The organism is Pseudomonas sp. KB_12 (assembly GCF_052114545.1).
GTDB lineage: Bacteria > Pseudomonadota > Gammaproteobacteria > Pseudomonadales > Pseudomonadaceae > Aquipseudomonas > Aquipseudomonas brassicacearum.
The window spans coordinates 19066-37640 of sequence record NZ_JBFREY010000044.1 but is presented as its reverse complement, the minus strand read 5'-3'; the positions used below and the strand labels follow the sequence as shown (position 1 = coordinate 37640).

The following is an 18575-nucleotide window of genomic DNA, read 5'->3' as shown; positions in this document are numbered from 1 at the left end:
GCATGCCCTCACTCCGGCATTGCTCCGTGGGCCGCCGCGAAGGGCCATCCATGGCCCAGCGCGGCTATCCCGGCATCCATGCCGGGATGCCCACTGCGCAATGCCTGCGTTCGGCCAGCGTGGTTTAACGGGGCGTCCAGATCAAGATCCAAAGCAACAGCAACAGCAACAGCAACAGCAAGAGCAAGAGCAAGAGCGGGGCTCATGCCGGCATCTGTGTGGCTGAGCCACCGCTATCGCGAGCAAGCTCGCTCCCACACTGGATCTCCGGTGAACACAAAATTTATGTCCCACACAGAACCACTGTGGGAGCGAGCTTGCTCGCGATGACGCCGGCACATCCAACATCACCGCAAACTGACACTCCGCCTTCGCGAGCAAGCCCGCTCCCACAGGAAAAACGCGGTCCCACCAAGAACCAGGTCGGCTATAAGGCCGCCTCGCAGTGGACGTTGATCTCGGGCGCCCCGTTAACCACGCTGGCTGAACGAAGGTATTGCGCAGTGGGCACCTCGGCACGGATGCCGAGGTAGCCGCGCTGGGCCATGGATGGCCCTTCGCGGCGGCCCACGGAGCAATGCCTTCGTTCAGGCATGCCGAGCCTAGGCGAGGCACCGAGTGGTGGGGCAGAGCGTTTTTGGTTACTTTTGGCGCTCTTTCCAAAAGTGACCCGCTGTAAGAGCGGAACCCTAAGCCGCCGTTACCGCAGCAACGGATATACACACCAAAACAAGTACCGCAAAAAACAAAAAAAACGGCGCTTCCCATTTCTGAAAGAAGCGCCGCTTTTTCTAAGTGAACAGCATTACGACGAGTCAGGGCTTTTAGGGTTCGCGGATTACTTGGAAGCTTCCACCACACCACTCTGGCGGCTCTTGAGATTCTTGGCAGCCTTGTATTGCAGGGCCACTGACGGCACGTCGGTGCTTTTTCCGGTCTCGACCCAGCTACGAATCCGGCTGGCATCGGCGAAGTGCGTGAACTTGCCGAATGCATCGAGGATCACCAGTGCCATCGGGCGATTGCCCATCTTCGTCACCAGCACCAGGCAGTGGCCGGCCTCGTTGGTGAAACCGGTCTTGGTCAACTGGATATCCCAGTTGGCCTTGTGGATCAAGTGGTCAGTGTTGCGAAAGCCCAGGCTATACACAGGCTTGCGGAAGGTAACGGTCTTTTCCTTGGTGGTGCTCAGTTCGCTCAGCAATGGATACTTGCGAGCGGCGATCAGCAGCTTGGTCAGGTCCCTGGCGGTCGAGACGTTGTGGATCGACAGGCCCGTCGGTTCGACGTAATGGGTGCTGGTCATGCCCAGCGCCTTCGCCTTGGCGTTCATGGCGGCAATGAACGCGGCATAGCCACCTGGATAGTGGTGGGCGAGGCTGGCGGCGGCGCGGTTTTCCGAAGACATCAGGGCGATCAGCAGCACGTCCCGGCGCGACAGCTCGCTGTTGAGCTTGACCCGGGAAAACACGCCCTTCATCTCAGGGGTGTTGGCGATGGTGATGGAGATGTACTCATCCAGGTTCTGTTTGGCATCCAGCACGATCAGGCCGGTCATCAACTTGGTCACCGACGCGATGGGCACCACCACGTCCGGGTTGCTCGAATAAACGACTTTATCCGTCTGCAGGTCCAGCAACATCGCGCTGCCCGAGGCGACTTGCAGCTTGGCCGTATCCCGTGGGGCTGCGATGGTTTCCTGTGCAGCGACATTCTGCGTGATAAAGCTGCCTGTGAAAGCGATGAACAGGCTGATGATCGAAAGACGGATTTTCACGCGAGTAGGCTCGATAGAGTTGAAGGTGCCGTTGAGCAACGACTTTTAAAAAAAAACGTCGCATTTTAGGAGTATGGGCGACAGCAGCGCTATATGCCTGTATCGCCAAGGCTTGTGAATAAATAAAGTTTCATGGAGGGGGATTTTGGCGAAACGAATCTGAAAAATTTGTAATCTGGCGACTAAAGTCCGGTCGCCAGAAACATCTGTGGGAGCGAGCGTGCTCGCGATAGCGGTGTGTCAGTCAACTGGATGTTGGCTGGTCCATCGCTATCGCGAGCAAGCTCGCTCCCACAGGTTTTTTGTTGACGCGTATCAGCTGTGCAGCGTTTCAGCCGCGTACAACGTGTTTTCCAGCAGGCAGGCGCGGGTCATCGGGCCTACGCCGCCGGGTACCGGCGTGATCCAGCCGGCGCGGGGCAGGGCGGTCTCGTAGACCACGTCGCCCACCAGCTTGCCATCTTCCTGGCGATTGATGCCCACGTCGATGACGATGGCGCCTTCCTTGATCCACTCGCCCCGTACCAGGCCGGGTTTGCCCGCGGCCACCACCACCAGGTCCGCGCGGCCGACATGGCCAGCCAGATCCTTGGTGAAACGATGGGTCACGGTCACGGTGCAGCCGGCCAGCAGCAGCTCCATGGCCATTGGACGACCAACGATGTTGGACGCACCCACTACTACGGCGTCGAGGCCATACAGGTCCACGCCAGTGCTTTCCAGCAGCGTCATGATGCCTTTAGGGGTGCAGGGACGAAGCAACGGGATGCGCTGGGCCAGGCGACCGACGTTATAAGGATGGAAGCCATCGACGTCTTTGTCCGGGCGGATACGCTCCAACAGCTTGGAGGCGTCGAGGTGTTCAGGCAGCGGCAGCTGGAGCAGAACGCCATCGATGTTCGGGTCATCGTTCAGGCGATCGATCAGATCGGCCAACGCTTGCTGGGTGGTTTCGGAAGGCAGGTCGTAGGCCTGGGAAAGGAAGCCGACCTCTTCACAGTCTTTACGCTTGTGCGAGACATAAACCTGAGAGGCAGGATCGCTGCCGACCAGGATCACCGCAAGGCCGGGCGTGCGCAGGCCTTGCTCGCGGCGCTCGGTGACTCGTTGGGCGATCTGCTGGCGCAGGCTGGCGGCGATCGATTTGCCGTCGATAAGTTGTGCAGTCATTGCGCGTGGTTAACCATCGAGAGGGGAAAAAAAGAGAACGCATTCTCGCATGCCGGGGCGTGAGGGCAAAGGCGCTTGGTCTGCAAATTCCCCTAACCCCTTTAATTAAATGAATTTTTTTTAAAAAAGAGTTGACGACCTATCAGGCCGTCTATAACATTCGTCGCACTTGTCGGGCACAGCCTAGCACTGGTTAAGAAGGTGGAGCAGAGTTGGTTGTTTCAACTCGGCAAAACTGAAAGCACTTAGTTTGTAATCGTCCAAGAATACAGATTAAAAAGGCGCCCGTAGCTCAGCTGGATAGAGCATCCGCCTTCTAAGCGGATGGTCGCAGGTTCGAGTCCTGCCGGGTGCGCCAATTAGGCAGCTTTGGCACAAGTAAGGCAACAAGGCAATATGGTGGGCGTAGCTCAGTTGGTAGAGCACGGGATTGTGACTCCCGTTGTCGTGGGTTCGATCCCCATCGTCCACCCCATATTCTAGAAAGGCGCCAGATCTAACAATCTGGCGCCTTTGCTTTAAAAGCTTGATACGCGGATGTGGTGGAATTGGTAGACACACTGGATTTAGGTTCCAGCGCCGCAAGGTGTGAGAGTTCGAGTCTCTCCGTCCGCACCATACAAGTCGCTATTTAAATAGCAGAAAACGGCGCAGTACCTGAAAAGGGCTGCGCCGTTTTTGTTTTCCATGGTTCTGTGTTTGGCGTCGGTACGGTTTTTTGGCGCTGCGCGTAGCGGTCAGTTCTTCGCGAATGTGTTTCGTGATGATGCGTGACATGTCCGTCGGTCCCTTTGTAGGGGCGGGCGTCGCGCGATCGGGCAAGCTGCTTCTATATATAGAAGCGTTGGCGCAGAGCCCTGGGCTGAATCGACTGTATTTGCAATCCGGGTGGGGCATGACCGTTTGCCCCGTCCTAAATCCGGCGCCTGTTTCCAGCGCGTTTTCAGTAGGGTGACTTCTTGAGTTTGACCTACTAGAATGCATGCCCTTGATTCTGGGGTCGGAAACGCCCGGCCAACGTCTGTGCAACGAGGAATATCCATGCAAGTTTCTGTTGAAAATACTTCTGCTCTTGAGCGCCGCATGAGCATCACCGTGCCGGCTGAGCGCATCGAGACTCAGGTCAACAAGCGTCTGCAGCAGACTGCCCAAAAGGCCAAAATCCCAGGTTTCCGCCCAGGCAAAGTGCCAATGAGCGTGATCCGTCAGCGTTACGAAGCTGATGCGCGTCAGGAAGCCGTGGGCGACGTGATCCAGTCTTCGTTCTACGAAGCGGTCGTCGAGCAGAAGCTGAACCCGGCCGGCGCTCCGTCCGTCGAGCCTAAAGTGCTGGAAAAAGGCAAGGACCTGGAGTTCGTCGCCACGTTCGAAGTGTTCCCTGAGTTCACGGTTGCCGGTTTCGAATCCATCGCCGTCGAGCGCCTGAGCGCTGACGTGTCGGATGCCGACCTGGACAAGATGCTGGACATCCTGCGCAAGCAGAACACCCGTTTCGAAGTGACTGAGCGTGCTGCCCAGAACGAAGATCAACTGAACATCGATTTCGTCGGCAAGGTCGACGGTGAAGTGTTCGCGGGCGGTTCCGCCAAGGCTACCCAGCTGGTGCTGGGCTCCGGTCGCATGATCCCTGGCTTCGAAGACGGCCTGGTTGGCGCCAAGGCCGGTGAAGAGCGCGTTCTGAACGTGACCTTCCCTGAGGATTACCAGAACCTGGACCTGGCTGGCAAAGCCGCCGAGTTCACCGTGACCGTCAACACTGTTTCCGAGCCGAAACTGCCTGAGCTGAACGAAGAGTTCTTCGCCCAGTTCGGCATCAAGGAAACCGGTCTGGAAGGTTTCCGCACCGAAGTTCGCAAGAACATGGAGCGTGAGCTGCGCCAGGCCATCAAGTCCAAGGTCAAGAACCAGGTCATGGACGGTCTGCTGGCCTCCAACCCGATCGAAGTGCCAAAGGCTTTGCTGGACAACGAAGTGAACCGTCTGCGCGTGCAGGCTGTTCAGCAGTTCGGTGGCAACATCAAGCCGGACCAGCTGCCTGCCGAATTGTTCGAAGAACAAGCCAAGCGCCGCGTCGTACTGGGCCTGATCGTCGCCGAAGTGGTCAAGCAGTTCGAGCTCAAGCCTGACGAAGCCCGCGTTCGCGAGCTGATCCAGGAAATGGCCTCGGCCTATCAAGAGCCTGAGCAAGTCGTGTCCTGGTACTACAAGAACGACCAGCAACTGAACGAAGTCCGTTCGGTTGTGCTGGAAGAACAAGTTGTGGATACTGTTCTGCAGAAAGCTAGCGTGACCGATAAAGCGGTCTCTTACGAAGAAGCGGTCAAGCCGGTGGAAGCTCCACAAGCCGATTGATGGTTCTGCGGTAAGAACAAACACCCATAAGCCAGCCTTCGCGCTGGCTTATGCGTATTCAAGACATAACTATTTGGGAGTGACTGCGAGACATGTCCCGCAATTCTTTTTATCAGCAGAGCTCTGACATCCAGGCCGCAGGCGGCCTGGTCCCGATGGTTATCGAGCAGTCCGCCCGCGGCGAACGTGCCTATGACATCTACTCGCGTCTGCTCAAGGAACGCGTCATCTTTCTGGTGGGCCCGGTAGAGGACTACATGGCCAACCTGATCTGTGCGCAACTGTTGTTCCTTGAAGCCGAAAACCCGGACAAGGATATCCATCTCTATATCAACTCCCCTGGCGGTTCGGTGACGGCGGGCATGTCGATCTACGACACCATGCAGTTCATCAAGCCTAACGTTTCGACGACCTGTATCGGTCAGGCGTGCAGCATGGGTGCGTTTTTGCTGACAGCTGGTGCCCATGGCAAGCGTTACTGCCTGCCGAACTCGCGCGTGATGATTCACCAGCCACTGGGCGGTTTCCAGGGCCAGGCATCGGATATCGAAATCCATGCCAAGGAAATCCTCTTCATTCGCGAGCGCCTCAATACCTTGATGGCCAAGCACAGCGGGCGCACGCTGGAAGAAATCGAGCGCGATACCAACCGCGACAATTTCATGAGCGCTGAAGCCGCACGTGAATATGGCCTGATCGATGAAGTGATCAACCAGCGCCCCGCTTAAAATAAGCCGCTCAAAATGAGGTTGATCGGCAGGTCCGATCACCTGCGGGCTTGAAAAAGCCCGCAATTGCCTTCATCTTGTGTTGCAAGCCTATCGGATTTGGATCGATCGAATGACTGACACCCGCAACGGCGAGGACAACGGCAAACTGCTTTATTGCTCCTTCTGTGGCAAAAGCCAGCATGAAGTGCGCAAATTGATTGCCGGCCCCTCGGTCTTCATTTGCGACGAGTGCGTCGACCTGTGCAATGACATCATCCGCGAGGAGGTGCAGGAAGCCCAGGCCGAGAGCAGCGCGCATAAATTGCCTTCGCCTAAAGAAATCAGCGGCATCCTTGATCAGTATGTGATTGGTCAGGAACGTGCGAAAAAGGTACTGGCCGTAGCGGTGTACAACCACTACAAGCGCCTGAACCAGCGTGACAAGAAGAATGACGACGTCGAACTCGGCAAGAGCAACATCCTGCTGATCGGCCCGACAGGCTCGGGTAAGACCTTGCTTGCCGAAACCCTGGCCCGCTTGCTGAACGTTCCGTTCACCATCGCCGACGCAACCACCCTCACCGAGGCGGGTTATGTAGGTGAAGACGTCGAGAACATCATTCAGAAGTTGTTGCAGAAGTGCGACTACGATGTGGAAAAGGCCCAGATGGGCATTGTCTACATCGACGAAATCGACAAGATTTCCCGCAAGTCCGACAACCCGTCCATCACCCGGGATGTTTCCGGGGAGGGCGTGCAGCAGGCCTTGCTCAAGTTGATCGAAGGTACGGTCGCTTCCGTTCCACCCCAAGGTGGTCGCAAGCATCCGCAGCAGGAATTCCTGCAAGTCGACACCCGTAACATCCTGTTCATCTGCGGTGGTGCGTTCTCCGGCCTGGAAAAGGTTATTCAAAACCGTTCCACCCGTGGTGGCATTGGTTTCAACGCCGAAGTGCGCAGCAAGGAAGAAGGCAAGAAAGTCGGTGAATCCCTGCGTGAAGTCGAGCCTGACGATTTGGTCAAGTTCGGTCTGATCCCGGAATTCGTCGGTCGCCTGCCGGTCCTGGCGACGCTGGACGAGTTGGATGAAGCAGCGTTGATGCAGATCCTGACCGAGCCGAAAAACGCCCTGACCAAGCAGTATGCCAAGCTGTTCGAAATGGAAGGTGTAGACCTGGAATTCCGTTCCGACGCGCTGAAATCGGTCGCAAAACGTGCCCTGGAACGTAAGACCGGTGCCCGTGGATTGCGCTCGATCCTCGAAGGTGTATTGCTCGACACGATGTACGAGATCCCCTCGCAGTCCGAGGTGAGTAAAGTCGTGATCGATGAAAGCGTCATAGAAGGCAAGTCCAAGCCATTGTATATCTATGAAAACAATGAGCCGGCTGCCAAGGCCGCACCGGACGCTTAAGCGTCCCGCTGCCGGAACAAAGAAGGGGCCTTCGGGCCCCTTTGCTTTTTGCGCGTTTTAGACGTGTCTTAGCGCTTGTTTTTTTTCGAGGCTGCCCCCATCTTGGTTTCAAGCTTACTTCCATCTGTTTCCGGCCCTAGGGCCGCCGTAGAGGCGAAATCATGAAGACAACCATCGAATTGCCTCTCCTGCCATTGCGCGATGTCGTGGTGTATCCGCACATGGTTATCCCGCTGTTCGTGGGGCGCGAAAAGTCCATCGAAGCCCTTGAGGCTGCGATGACGGGTGACAAGCAGATTCTTCTGCTGGCTCAGAGAAACCCAGCCGACGATGATCCCGGCGAAGACGCACTGTATCGCGTAGGTACGATTGCAACGGTTCTGCAATTGCTCAAGCTGCCCGACGGCACCGTCAAGGTCCTGGTCGAAGGCGAGCAGCGTGGTGCTATCGAACGTTTCAGCGAAGTGGACGGCCATTGCCGGGCCGAGGTGTCGCTGATCGAAGAGGTCGATGCGCCCGAGCGTGAGTCAGAGGTATTTGTCCGCAGCCTGCTGTCGCAGTTCGAACAATACGTGCAACTGGGCAAGAAGGTGCCTGCAGAGGTCCTGTCGTCGCTTAACAGCATCGATGAGCCTGGGCGGCTGGTCGATACGATGGCGGCCCACATGGCCCTCAAGATCGAGCAGAAGCAGGAAATTCTCGAAATCATTGATTTGTCGGCCCGTGTCGAACACGTGCTGGCACTGCTCGACGGCGAAATCGATCTGTTGCAGGTCGAGAAACGCATTCGCGGTCGCGTCAAGAAGCAGATGGAGCGCAGCCAGCGCGAGTACTACCTGAATGAGCAGATGAAGGCCATTCAGAAAGAGCTGGGCGATGGTGACGAAGGTCACAACGAAATCGAAGAGCTGAAAAAACGCATCGATGCCGCCGGCTTGCCCAAGGATGCACTGACCAAGGCCCAGGCTGAGCTGAACAAGCTCAAGCAAATGTCGCCTATGTCTGCCGAGGCCACCGTGGTGCGCTCCTACATCGACTGGTTGGTCCAGGTGCCTTGGAAAGCCCAGAGCAAGGTGCGTCTGGATCTGGCGCGTGCCGAAGACATCCTCGACGCCGATCATTACGGCCTGGAAGAGGTCAAGGAACGCATCCTTGAATACCTCGCCGTGCAGAAGCGCGTGAAGAAGATTCGTGGTCCGGTCCTGTGCCTGGTTGGTCCTCCAGGGGTCGGTAAAACCTCCCTTGCGGAGTCGATTGCCCACGCCACCAACCGCAAATTCGTACGCATGGCCCTTGGCGGCGTGCGCGATGAGGCGGAAATTCGGGGGCATCGCCGTACCTACATCGGTTCGATGCCAGGAAGATTGATTCAAAAGATGACAAAGGTCGGCGTGCGCAATCCGCTGTTTCTTTTGGACGAAATCGACAAGATGGGTAGCGACATGCGCGGCGATCCAGCCTCTGCGTTGCTCGAAGTCCTCGATCCTGAGCAGAATCATAACTTCAACGATCACTACCTGGAGGTCGATTACGACCTGTCGGACGTGATGTTCCTTTGCACCTCCAACTCCATGAATATTCCGCCAGCGTTGCTGGACCGGATGGAGGTGATTCGTCTGCCGGGTTACACCGAGGACGAGAAGATCAACATCGCCGTGAAATACCTTTCGCCCAAGCAGATCCAGGCCAACGGCCTGAAAAAAGGCGAGCTGGAGTTCGACGAGGAAGCGATTCGCGACATCATCCGCTACTACACCCGCGAAGCCGGTGTGCGTGGCCTGGAACGGCAGATTGCCAAGGTCTGCCGCAAGGCGGTCAAGGAACATGCGCTGGAAAAACGCTTCGCGGTCAAGGTCACTGCAGACCTGCTGGAGCACTTCCTGGGCGTACGCAAGTTCCGCTACGGCCTCGCCGAGCAACAGGACCAGATCGGCCAGGTGACTGGCCTGGCCTGGACCCAGGTCGGTGGTGAGTTGTTGACCATCGAAGCGGCCGTGGTGCCGGGCAAGGGTCAACTGATCAAGACCGGTTCCCTGGGCGACGTGATGGTCGAATCGATCACCGCTGCGCTGACGGTGGTTCGCAGTCGCGCCCGGAGCCTGGGTATTCCCCTGGACTTTCATGAGAAGCGCGACACGCATATCCACATGCCTGAAGGGGCTACGCCCAAGGACGGCCCAAGCGCTGGTGTAGGCATGTGCACGGCCCTGGTTTCGGCATTGACCGGTATTCCGGTGCGCGCCGACGTCGCCATGACGGGTGAAATCACGCTGCGTGGCCAGGTCCTGGCGATTGGCGGCCTGAAGGAAAAACTGCTGGCGGCACACCGTGGCGGGATCAAGATCGTGATCATTCCCGAAGAGAATGTCCGCGACCTGAAGGAAATTCCTGACAACATCAAGCAAGATCTTCAGATCAAACCCGTTAAATGGATTGACGAGGTCCTGCAAATTGCGCTGCAATACGCGCCGGAGCCCTTGCCGGATGTGGCTCCGGAGATTGTCGCGAAGGAAGAAAAGCGAGAGTCTGACTCTAAGGAAAGAATTAGCACGCATTAATACGCATTTGCCTGGGGGGCTTCCTTGACAGTTTTTTAGAGCCCTTGTTATAAAGCGGCTCTTAAGTGTCTGCAGGCCATTCAGCACTCGTTTTTGCTTTCACCAAAAAAACTTAGAATCATCTCAAATAGATATAAGGGGACTTAGAGTGAACAAGTCGGAACTGATTGATGCTATCGCTGCATCCGCTGATATCCCGAAAGCTGCTGCTGGCCGTGCGCTGGACGCTGTAATCGAATCCGTCACTGGCGCTCTGAAGGCTGGCGACTCCGTTGTTCTGGTTGGTTTCGGTACCTTCTCCGTGACCGATCGTCCTGCTCGTATCGGTCGCAACCCGCAGACCGGTAAGACGCTGGAAATCGCTGCTGCCAAAAAGCCAGGCTTCAAAGCTGGTAAAGCACTGAAAGAAGCCGTTAACTAAGGTTTCGTTGAGTTTATCCGGGTCGGGGTCATGCCTGGCTTGGCAGCGGAGCGGTAATACGGCCGGTTGCAACCGGTCTGGCACACCAGGGCTTGCAGGTTAGAGCCCGGTCCGCTCCGCCAGTTACGAGAAGGCGCATCCTCGGATGCGCCTTTCTTCTATCCGGATTCTACCCACGCTCCACGGTTGCCTAAATTTGAAGTTCAACCGTTTCTGGGGGACGCATGCTGCAGAATATCAGGGACAATTCACAAGGCTGGATTGCCAAGACCATCATCGGAGTCATCGTCGCATTGATGGCGTTGACCGGTTTCGATGCCATTTTCAAAGCCACTACCAACAGCAACGAAGCGGCCAAGGTCAACGGCGAAAACATCAGCCAGAACGAGCTGAGCCAGGCGGTCGACATGCAACGCCGTCAGCTCATGCAACAGCTGGGCAAGGATTTCGACGCCTCCTTGCTGGACGAAAAAATGCTGCGTGATTCGGCGCTCAAGGGCCTGATCGACCGCAAGTTGTTGCTGCAAGGCGCACACGATGCGAAATTCGCTTTCTCCGAAGCTGCGCTTGATCAAGTGATCCTGCAGACGCCTGAGTTCCAGGTCGATGGCAAATTCAGCCCAGAGCGTTTCGATCAGGTGATCCGTCAGCTGGGTTATGGCCGTATGCAGTTCCGCCAGATGCTGGCTCAGGAAATGCTGATCGGTCAGTTGCGCGCTGGCCTGGCAGGCAGCGGTTTCGTCACCGATGCCCAAGTGTTGGCATTTGCACGCCTGGAAAAACAGACGCGTGATTTCGCCACCTTGAACATCAAGGCTGACCCTGCCTCCGTCAAGCTGACCGATGATGAGGTCAAGGCTTACTACGACCAGCACGCCAAGGAATTCATGACGCCTGACCAGGTGGTCATCGATTACCTCGAACTGAAGAAGGCCTCTTTCTTCGATCAGGTCAGCGTCAAGGACGAAGACTTGCAGGCGGCCTATCAAAAAGAAATCGCCAACCTGTCCGAACAACGTCGGGCTGCGCACATCCTGATCGAAGTGAACGACAAGGTGACCGAAGCCCAGGCCAAGACGAAGATCGAAGAGATCCAGGCTCGCTTGGCCAAAGGCGAGTCGTTTGAAGCGTTGGCGAAGGAGTTTTCCCAGGACCCGGGTTCGGCTAACAACGGCGGCGATCTGGGTTACGCAGGCCCTGGCGTCTACGATCCGGAATTCGAAAAGGCCTTGTATGCCCTGAACAAGGACCAGGTCTCGGCACCGGTACGCACCGATTTCGGTCTGCACCTGATCAAGCTACTGGGTGTCGAAGCGCCTGAAGTGCCTACATTTGCCAGCCTCAAGGACAAACTGACCCGCGAGCTGAAGACTCAGCAGGTGGAGCAGCGTTTCGTTGAGGCGACCAAGCAACTGGAAGATGCCTCGTTCGAAGCGTCCGACCTGGCGCAACCGGCCCAGGACCTGAAGCTGACCGTCCACACATCGGCCCCTTTCGGTCGTGAAGGCGGCGAAGGGATTGCGGCCAATCGTGCGGTCGTTACTGCTGCGTTCAGTCCGGAAGTGCTGGATGAGGGTGCCAACAGCACCGCCATCGAGCTGGACCCGGAAACCGTCGTGGTGCTGCGTGCCAAGGAGCACCGCAAGCCTGAGCAACTGCCGCTGGAAAGCGTGGCAGGGCCGATTCGTGCTCAATTGACCAAGGAACATGCCAGCGCGGCAGCCAAGACCCGGGCCGACGAGCTGATTGCCGGCCTGCGCGATGGCAAGGCTGCACTGGACAAGCCGGTCGGTGGCCAAGGCTGGAAAGCCACCCAGGCGGCAACCCGCAACCAGGAAGGCATCGATCCGGCGGTGCTGCAAGCACTGTTCCGCATGCCTAAGCCTGAGTCCAAGGACAAGCCGACGTTCACCAGCGTGACCTTGCCTGATGGCAGCCTGATGGTCGTGCGTTTGAATGGCGTGAACGAAGCAGCGGCACCGACTGACGAAGAGAAGGCGGAATATCGCCGCTACCTCGCGTCCCGTGTTGGTCAGCAGGACTTTGCGGCGTATCGCAAGCAGTTGGAGAGCCAGGCGGAGATCAAGCGTTTCTAATTGCTTGATGCTTTTTCAAACCTGGTTGTGATGCTGTTCAGTTAGAAAAAAACGGCGCTTCTTTCAGAAATGGAGAAGCGTCGTTTTTTTTGGCTTGGGTTTTGGGTGTATATCCGTTTCTTCGGTGATGGCCACTGGCGGTTCCGCTCTTACAGCGGCTCACTTTAGAGAAGCCCGGGAGCCGGCCCAGTCAAAAGTAAGCAAAACGCTCATGCCCCACCACTCGGTGCCTCGCCTAGGCTCGGCATCCATGCCGGGTTGCCCACTGCGCAACACCTTCGTTCAGCCAGCGTGGTTAACGGGCGCCCGAGATCAACGTCCACTGCGAGGCGGCCTAACAGCCGACCTGGCTCTCCCGGTCGTACACCCATTAGATCTGTGGGAGCAAAGCTTGCTCGCGAATGCGGTGTTCCAGTCAACGATGATGTTGGATTTGCCGACGTCATCGCGAGCAGGCTCGCTCCCACAGGTTTTTGTGTTGTGTGCAGATGTTGTGAACACCGCAAGCTCACTGTGGGAGCGAGCTTGCTCGCGATAGCGGTGGTTTAGTTGCAATGATGTTGGATGTGCCGACGTCATCGCGAGCAGGCTCGCTCCCACAGGGGAAACGCGGTCCCACCAAGAACCAGGCCGGCTGTCAGGCCGCCTCGCTTCGGCTTTTGATCTGGGGCGCCCCGTTAAACCACGCTGGCCGAACGCAGGCATTGCGCAGTGAGGGCACACCGAGCCTAAGCGAGGTGCCGAGTGGTGGGGCAAAGCGTTTTTGGTTACTTTTGGCTGGTCCGGCTCCCGGCTTTTCCAAAAGTGACCCGCTGTAAGAGCGGAACCATAAGCCGCCGTTACCGCAGCAATGGATATACACACCTAACCACGCCTCCAGAAACGGAATAAAAAAATCTTCATTAACCGCTCAAGAGAACCGCATTAGGCCAAAACACCAGGGTTTTTGTATCTGCTTGTTGCCTGGAAAGCGGGTGTTCGTCGATCTATCCGGTTGGCGTCTTTTTCCTGCAAACAACCCCCAGTAAACTTGTAACCCCCTTGAAACAAGATTAGCCACGCTGCCAGGTCGCGTTCTGTTGCACAATACGCCCCGGACCGTTTTTCTCAGGATGTTCAATGTTCAAATCATTTCCCATGCGCACCGTCGGGCTTGCACTGGTGCTGGCCGCCGCAGCCGGTTGCTCGTCGAAGAAAGCCGCCATTTACGAGCACGAGAACTTCGACGACTCCGGCACGTTTTCGCGCACTTATCCAGTGAGCGACGCGGCGACCTGCGAGGCCGGGCGTCGGGCGTTGCTCAGCCAGGGCTACATCATCACCAGCAGCGATCCGAAGCTGGTCAGCGGTCACAAGAGTTTCCAGCAGACCGGCGACACCCACATGGAGATCAGCTTCAACCTGGTCTGTGCCGAAGACGGCGGTACTGGCCACCGTGCGACGATGTTCGCCAACGCCTTGCAGGACCGTTATGCCCTTAAGAAGACCAACAACTCCGCCAGCCTGGGCGTGGGCGTGTTGGGTTCGGTATCGATGCCGATCGGCTCCTCGGATGACTCGATGGTCAAGGTCGCCAGCGAAACCGTGTCGGCGGCCAAGTTCTATGAGCGCTTCTTTGCCCTGGTGGAGCTGTTCCTGCCTCCCGAGGCGAAGAAAGCGGCCGACAACGCCGAGAAACCGAAAACTGAACTGGGCATTCCGGAATCCAAGGTCGAACCGGCCACCCTGATGCCTGCTCCAGCGCCTGCGCCGGAGCCCGTTGCCCCTGCGCCAGCCACCCCGGTGGAAGAGGCCGCGCCGGCCCCCGTCGAAACCACTCCCACGGTCTCGGAGCCCGTCGCACCGCCGAGCGAACCCGCGCCGATTGCGCCTGAGTCGTTCGAGTCTGCGCCGACGACGGAAACCGTTACACCACCACCGTCCAGCTCGTTACCGGCCCCGACCGAGCCGATCCAGCCGCTTCCGACATCCTGAGGTCCAGTGGCAGGGAGTAACGCCCTGTCACACTTCACACGGTAATTTCCCGGCCCTGTGCTACGTTTAATTCATGAAGCCTTTGCTTCATGTTTTGTTCATAAAGCAGCTTTATGCTGATGCCAGCGCCATAAGGCATTGGTCTCAATGACAGGGGAAGGACACGTAATGGATGATTATCAGGAAGAGCTGCTGGAATACCAGGCGTATGAACTGGACCCGTTGGAACCCGCCGAAGATGCGACGGAGTTGTGAGGATCGCGACACGCTGCAAGTGGTAAGCGCCAAGCCAGGTTCTTGAAGCTCAAACCCCTCGGTGACTACGACGAAACTCTCCGGGCGTCTGGTTGTTCCAGCGCTTGAAGGCTCGTTGAAATGCCTCGGCTGAGGCGAATCCCAATAGATAAGCGATTTCGCCGAACGCCAGTTCGGTATCGCGTATGTAGGTCATGGCCAGGTCGCGGCGGGTGTCGTTGAGGATGGCGCGAAACTGCGTGCCTTCCTCGGCCAGCTTGCGACGCAGGGTCCAGGTCGGCAGCTTCAGGCGAGCCGCCACTTCTTCCAGGTCGGGTTCCCGGCCGCCGTTGAGCAACGGTCCCAGCAATTGGATGATGCGCTCGCGCAGGCTGCGGGTGCGGGTCAGTTGTTCCAGTTCCCATTCACACAACTGAAGCAGATGGTGCCAGGTGCTGGGGCAATGCTGTGGGTTGCGCTGGGCGAGGCTGTCCAGGCCCAGGCGCAGTTGATTCTGTTCGGCGCCAAATTGGATCGGGCAGTCACCGAGCGTGCGGTAGGCCTCCAGGTAGGCCGGCGCCTCGAATTCGATTTCGATGCGTTCTGGCCGCAGCGCGATGCCGCTGACGCTGGACAGTTGCGCAAGCCAGCCGGCAATGATCGAGTCCACGACAAAGCGGTTGTAGGCGTTATACGGGCTGATGGAATAGAACCGTAGCCAAGCGCCTCGGGCATCTTCATGGAAACTCGATTGGCCGCGATAGTTGGAGCCATACAGCGGCTCGAAGCGGATCATGCAGCGGGCGGCCTCGCGCACGGTTGGCGCCTGGGCCGCGGTAACGCCCGCCAACCCGGCCTGGCTCAAGCGGCCGAGTTGGCCCATGCGCAGGCCCAAGGCCGGGTCCTGGGTTTGTTGAATCGCGGCGTGGCCCAGACGCATGTAGCGCGGGATCGACAATCGTGCCCCGGGCTCGGCCAGGCGCGCGGCATCGAGACCGTACTGTTCAAGCAGAGGTTGAGGGTCTTGCCCATGGCTGGCGACGGCGTCAGCCAGGCTATGGACGAAGCCCACAGACAGGTCGCCCAGGCGCATCGGCTGCGGTTTCATGTTCACAGCCAGAGGTTCAGCAGGCGGGCGCCACGGGCGTTGCCATCGGGGAAGTGTTGGCCGTTGTGGCTGATGAAACTCTGGCCGGCGCTGCCGCTGTCCCAGAACTGGCCCCGCAGGAACACGCTGACGCCGCCCCGGGCCTGGCTGATGGGCAATTGGCCGGTCAGTGTCAGGCGATGCCAGGCTTGGCCCTCGCTCACTTCACCCGGCTTGAGGCTCACCTCGCTCGGCGTGGACAGGCCTTTATAACCGCTCCAGGGTTTGTCCCACGTATCGCGACCGATGATGAAGGCGGGCACCGCAATCAGTTGCGCGCCCTGGTCGTTGAGTTGCCGGTAATGGAGCGGGTACCAACTGTCGCTGCCGATCAGCACGCCCAGGCGCCCGGCGGGGGTGTTGATGACTTGGACAGCGGTCGGGCGGTCGGCCCCAAGCACGTCGCGCTGTTCAAACACCGGATGTCGTTGGCGTTGTGGCTGGCCGATCGGCCGGCCATCGCTGCCGAACACCAGGCTGCTGTTGTACAACGCACCGCGACCGATCTTCAGTTCACCGTCACTGACACTGGGCTCGGGAAGCACAATGGAGCCGGCCACCAGGGTGATACCGAACTCCTTGGCCAACCCACCGAACAGCGCTTGATAGTCATGGGCCATGCGCTCGGCTTTCATGCGCAGGTAGGCATCCTCCAGTCGGCTATCGCCTTGAGCGCTGACCAATGCCTGGATAAACGCCAGCGGATTACTGACCGCCAGCCAGTTCATGGCTTCCTTCAGGCTGGTGGCCTGGTACAACTCGTCTTTTTCGCCACCGACCATCAACCAGGTGCCGATGCTTTCGGGCAGGACCACCACGGTCTTGGCATTGAGAAAGCCCTGGTCGCGAGCCGTCTGCAGATAGGCCGCCAGTTTGCGATGCAGGCGCTCGGGGCTCTGGTAGTCGGTGGGGAACAGTTCGGGTTGGATGCCCAGCAAGTTGCCGCGGTCGGCGGGCGTGCCCTGGTCGACCGCCAGGCTGATGCGCAGGTCTGACAGGTAATGACCCGCCGGACGATCCGTCGTCCACAGTGCGTAGGTGATCAGGGCGGCAATCAAGGCCAAGGAAAACAGCAGGTACAAAAATTTGCGCATGGGAGAACAGTCAGCGGCCGTGTGCAGGTTCATGATTTTTCATCAAGAGCTACGGGGCAGGGTACGGTAAAACAAGGGATTAGCGAAGGGCGGGCGCTGATTTGTACGCACGGTAAGCACACACAGAGGGTGTCCAGGAAGCTTGGGACACCCTCTGTGCTGGCAAGGCGCGCTAGTGATTTTTGGCTTTCCGGATCCGGATCAGAATCAGCAACATGATCAGCAGCACCGGTGGCGTCATGCCCAGCAGCGCTTCGCGGGCCGAGAGGTTTGCGCCCAAGGTGTGCAGCCCGCTATAAACCAGTTTGAACAGATTGATCAGGTAGTAGGTGATGGCAATGATCGACAGGCCTTCCACCGCGCGCTGGATCTTGATCTGTGCATCGGCACGCGCATTGAGGCTGCGCAGGATCTCGGCGTTCTGGTCCTCCATTTCGACCTGTACGCGGGCTTGCAGCAGGTCACCCAGGTTGGCGACGCTCATGGCCAGTTGCTCGAGGCGTTGTTCGGTGGCTGCGCAATAACGCACCGTGGGTTTGAAACGCCGTTCGATGAACACGCCCAGCCGCTGGCAATCGCCCAGGTGGCTTTCACGCAGCTCCCCCAGGCGCTCGAACACCAGTTGGGCGTAGGCGCGGGTGGCGCTGAAACGGTGGCGATTCTTGACGGTGCTGCTGACGACCTGGCGAGACAACAGGGCGATGTCCTCCAGCAGGGCCTTGGCATGCACGCCGCTGGCATTGGCGTTGCGTTCGGACAGGCTCACTAGGGTGCGATCGAATTCGTTCAGTTGCGGGTCCAGTGCCTTGGCGGTATTGAGCGACAAGGAGGCCATCATGCGATAGGTCTCGATTTCCAGCAGGCGTCGGATCATGCGGCCTTGACGATAAGCGTTGAGCCGTCGATTGATGAACAGCAGGCGGTTGGTGCCGTCCTCGGTCAGGCGAAAATCGCTCCAGACCACCGCATCGCCACCGCCCACGCAAGAGCCGCATGGGTCCTTGAAACCGTAGCTGGGCAGGTCGAGACCGGCTTCGGCGCGCACCACCACCTGAACGGCATTGATCAGGTGCTGGGCATGGCCTTCGATACCCTGGGCAAGGCATTCGGGCAGCGTTGTCCAGTGCAGTTCGTTGGTGTTGGCGGGAACGACCAGGGTCAGGGTGAAGAACTCGGCGTGGCGCTCCCACTTGAGCGGGTGTCCTTCGAGGCGGGTGATGCCTTGTGCGGCTTCTGCTGCGACGGTTTCAGGGCACAGGCGCTCGAGCAGCGCGTTGCACTGGGCGTTGTCGCCCAGAAACGCCAGGTGGAAGACGTGGGCCGGTTCGTCAAAATATAACGACGGGCGGGCGTGTAACTCGTTGTGCAGCATTTTTCGTTGGGGATGCATGCAATGACGACCGTGTTATTAGGGTTGTTTTTTGGTTCGAGCACCTGGTCCAGCGTTGATAGGACTGGTTCATCCCGCTGAGAGTCACGCACAGCTGATCGGCGCCCTGCACATTTGGATCATTAAGTTGTCAGTTACGGTCATTGAGCGCCCGCATCCGGACTCTTACGCTGGGGGCCATGACAGACGCAAGCCGCAGAGCTTGCGCTTTTTCCGTGATTGCCCGTTGTGGAGTTAC

General features: G+C 58.2%; 14 protein-coding genes and 3 tRNA genes. 10 read left to right on the top strand and 7 right to left on the bottom strand.

Going from position 1 to position 18575, the window contains the following annotated elements:
• Nucleotides 1-427: 427 nt before the first annotated feature.
• From AB4Z20_RS25365 to folD, 3 genes are all read right to left on the bottom strand, one after another.
• Nucleotides 428-595 carry a hypothetical protein gene (locus AB4Z20_RS25365; RefSeq protein ID WP_442090859.1) on the bottom strand — a complete coding sequence of 56 codons (168 nt, stop codon included), beginning with the start codon at nt 593-595 and terminating at the stop codon, nt 428-430.
• Between the two features lie 243 nt (nt 596-838).
• Nucleotides 839-1777 (bottom strand): D-alanyl-D-alanine endopeptidase, encoded by a 939-nt coding sequence (gene pbpG / locus AB4Z20_RS25360; protein ID WP_442090857.1) that lies wholly within the window; start codon nt 1775-1777, stop codon nt 839-841.
• A gap of 315 nt (nt 1778-2092) precedes the next feature.
• A complete protein-coding gene (gene folD, locus AB4Z20_RS25355) occupies nt 2093-2947 on the bottom strand; it encodes a bifunctional methylenetetrahydrofolate dehydrogenase/methenyltetrahydrofolate cyclohydrolase FolD (RefSeq protein WP_014339305.1) in 855 nt (284 codons plus the stop codon).
• 281 nt (nt 2948-3228) lie between these two features.
• Here folD and AB4Z20_RS25350 point away from each other — a divergent pair.
• The 3 genes from AB4Z20_RS25350 (at nt 3229) to AB4Z20_RS25340 (ending at nt 3565) form a co-directional block, all read left to right on the top strand.
• Nucleotides 3229-3305: transfer RNA gene (locus AB4Z20_RS25350), tRNA-Arg, on the top strand.
• A gap of 41 nt (nt 3306-3346) precedes the next feature.
• Nucleotides 3347-3422: transfer RNA gene (locus AB4Z20_RS25345), tRNA-His, on the top strand.
• 58 nt (nt 3423-3480) lie between these two features.
• Nucleotides 3481-3565 (top strand) — tRNA-Leu (locus AB4Z20_RS25340).
• A gap of 9 nt (nt 3566-3574) precedes the next feature.
• Here the strand turns inward: AB4Z20_RS25340 and AB4Z20_RS25335 are convergent.
• Entirely contained in the window at nt 3575-3724 is a 150-nt protein-coding gene (locus AB4Z20_RS25335; RefSeq protein WP_253473064.1) for a hypothetical protein, read from the bottom strand.
• Between the two features lie 264 nt (nt 3725-3988).
• Here AB4Z20_RS25335 and tig point away from each other — a divergent pair, with 264 nt between their 5' ends.
• The 7 genes from tig (at nt 3989) to AB4Z20_RS25300 (ending at nt 14472) form a co-directional block, all read left to right on the top strand.
• Nucleotides 3989-5299 carry a trigger factor gene (gene tig / locus AB4Z20_RS25330; protein WP_003199860.1) on the top strand — a complete coding sequence of 437 codons (1311 nt, stop codon included), beginning with the start codon at nt 3989-3991 and terminating at the stop codon, nt 5297-5299.
• Nucleotides 5300-5391: 92 nt separating this feature from the next.
• The gene (gene clpP / locus AB4Z20_RS25325) at nt 5392-6027 is read left to right on the top strand and encodes an ATP-dependent Clp endopeptidase proteolytic subunit ClpP (RefSeq protein WP_003199862.1); all 636 of its coding nucleotides are present in this window, start codon (nt 5392-5394) and stop codon (nt 6025-6027) included.
• A 112-nt stretch (nt 6028-6139) separates the two neighbouring features.
• Complete coding sequence (clpX, locus tag AB4Z20_RS25320) at nt 6140-7423, top strand: ATP-dependent Clp protease ATP-binding subunit ClpX (RefSeq protein WP_013692650.1); 1284 nt, start codon at nt 6140-6142, stop codon at nt 7421-7423.
• A 161-nt stretch (nt 7424-7584) separates the two neighbouring features.
• Complete coding sequence (lon, locus tag AB4Z20_RS25315) at nt 7585-9981, top strand: endopeptidase La (protein ID WP_214508979.1); 2397 nt, start codon at nt 7585-7587, stop codon at nt 9979-9981.
• Between the two features lie 148 nt (nt 9982-10129).
• Nucleotides 10130-10402 carry an HU family DNA-binding protein gene (locus AB4Z20_RS25310; RefSeq protein ID WP_002552737.1) on the top strand — a complete coding sequence of 91 codons (273 nt, stop codon included), beginning with the start codon at nt 10130-10132 and terminating at the stop codon, nt 10400-10402.
• Nucleotides 10403-10626: 224 nt separating this feature from the next.
• Nucleotides 10627-12498 (top strand): SurA N-terminal domain-containing protein, encoded by a 1872-nt coding sequence (locus tag AB4Z20_RS25305; protein ID WP_320390170.1) that lies wholly within the window; start codon nt 10627-10629, stop codon nt 12496-12498.
• A 1119-nt stretch (nt 12499-13617) separates the two neighbouring features.
• Nucleotides 13618-14472 carry a DUF2242 domain-containing protein gene (locus AB4Z20_RS25300; protein ID WP_320390171.1) on the top strand — a complete coding sequence of 285 codons (855 nt, stop codon included), beginning with the start codon at nt 13618-13620 and terminating at the stop codon, nt 14470-14472.
• Between the two features lie 304 nt (nt 14473-14776).
• On the opposite strand, the gene AB4Z20_RS25295 is transcribed toward AB4Z20_RS25300, so the two are convergent.
• The 3 genes from AB4Z20_RS25295 to AB4Z20_RS25285 all read right to left on the bottom strand — a co-directional run bounded on the left by AB4Z20_RS25295 (nt 14777) and on the right by AB4Z20_RS25285 (nt 18337).
• On the bottom strand, nt 14777-15814 hold the full coding sequence (locus AB4Z20_RS25295; protein WP_253473076.1) for an AraC family transcriptional regulator: 1038 nt from the start codon (nt 15812-15814) through the stop codon (nt 14777-14779).
• 2 nt (nt 15815-15816) lie between these two features.
• Complete coding sequence (locus AB4Z20_RS25290) at nt 15817-16947, bottom strand: carbon-nitrogen hydrolase family protein (RefSeq protein ID WP_442090853.1); 1131 nt, start codon at nt 16945-16947, stop codon at nt 15817-15819.
• 172 nt (nt 16948-17119) lie between these two features.
• Nucleotides 17120-18337 (bottom strand): DUF3422 domain-containing protein, encoded by a 1218-nt coding sequence (locus tag AB4Z20_RS25285; protein WP_442090851.1) that lies wholly within the window; start codon nt 18335-18337, stop codon nt 17120-17122.
• Between the last annotated feature and the right edge of the window lie 238 nt (nt 18338-18575).

Bases quoted from the DNA above. Each gene is read 5' to 3' on its own strand.
- AB4Z20_RS25365 (WP_442090859.1), bottom strand. From the start codon at position 595: ATGCCTGAACGAAGGCATTGCTCCGTGGGCCGCCGCGAAGGGCCATCC.
- AB4Z20_RS25300 (WP_320390171.1), top strand. From the start codon at position 13,618: ATGTTCAAATCATTTCCCATGCGCACCGTCGGGCTTGCACTGGTGCTG.
- AB4Z20_RS25305 (WP_320390170.1), top strand. From the start codon at position 10,627: ATGCTGCAGAATATCAGGGACAATTCACAAGGCTGGATTGCCAAGACC.
- AB4Z20_RS25285 (WP_442090851.1), bottom strand. From the start codon at position 18,337: ATGCATCCCCAACGAAAAATGCTGCACAACGAGTTACACGCCCGCCCG.
- tig (WP_003199860.1), top strand. From the start codon at position 3,989: ATGCAAGTTTCTGTTGAAAATACTTCTGCTCTTGAGCGCCGCATGAGC.
- AB4Z20_RS25290 (WP_442090853.1), bottom strand. From the start codon at position 16,947: ATGCGCAAATTTTTGTACCTGCTGTTTTCCTTGGCCTTGATTGCCGCC.
- clpX (WP_013692650.1), top strand. From the start codon at position 6,140: ATGACTGACACCCGCAACGGCGAGGACAACGGCAAACTGCTTTATTGC.
- clpP (WP_003199862.1), top strand. From the start codon at position 5,392: ATGTCCCGCAATTCTTTTTATCAGCAGAGCTCTGACATCCAGGCCGCA.
- AB4Z20_RS25335 (WP_253473064.1), bottom strand. From the start codon at position 3,724: ATGTCACGCATCATCACGAAACACATTCGCGAAGAACTGACCGCTACG.
- AB4Z20_RS25295 (WP_253473076.1), bottom strand. From the start codon at position 15,814: ATGAAACCGCAGCCGATGCGCCTGGGCGACCTGTCTGTGGGCTTCGTC.
- folD (WP_014339305.1), bottom strand. From the start codon at position 2,947: ATGACTGCACAACTTATCGACGGCAAATCGATCGCCGCCAGCCTGCGC.
- lon (WP_214508979.1), top strand. From the start codon at position 7,585: ATGAAGACAACCATCGAATTGCCTCTCCTGCCATTGCGCGATGTCGTG.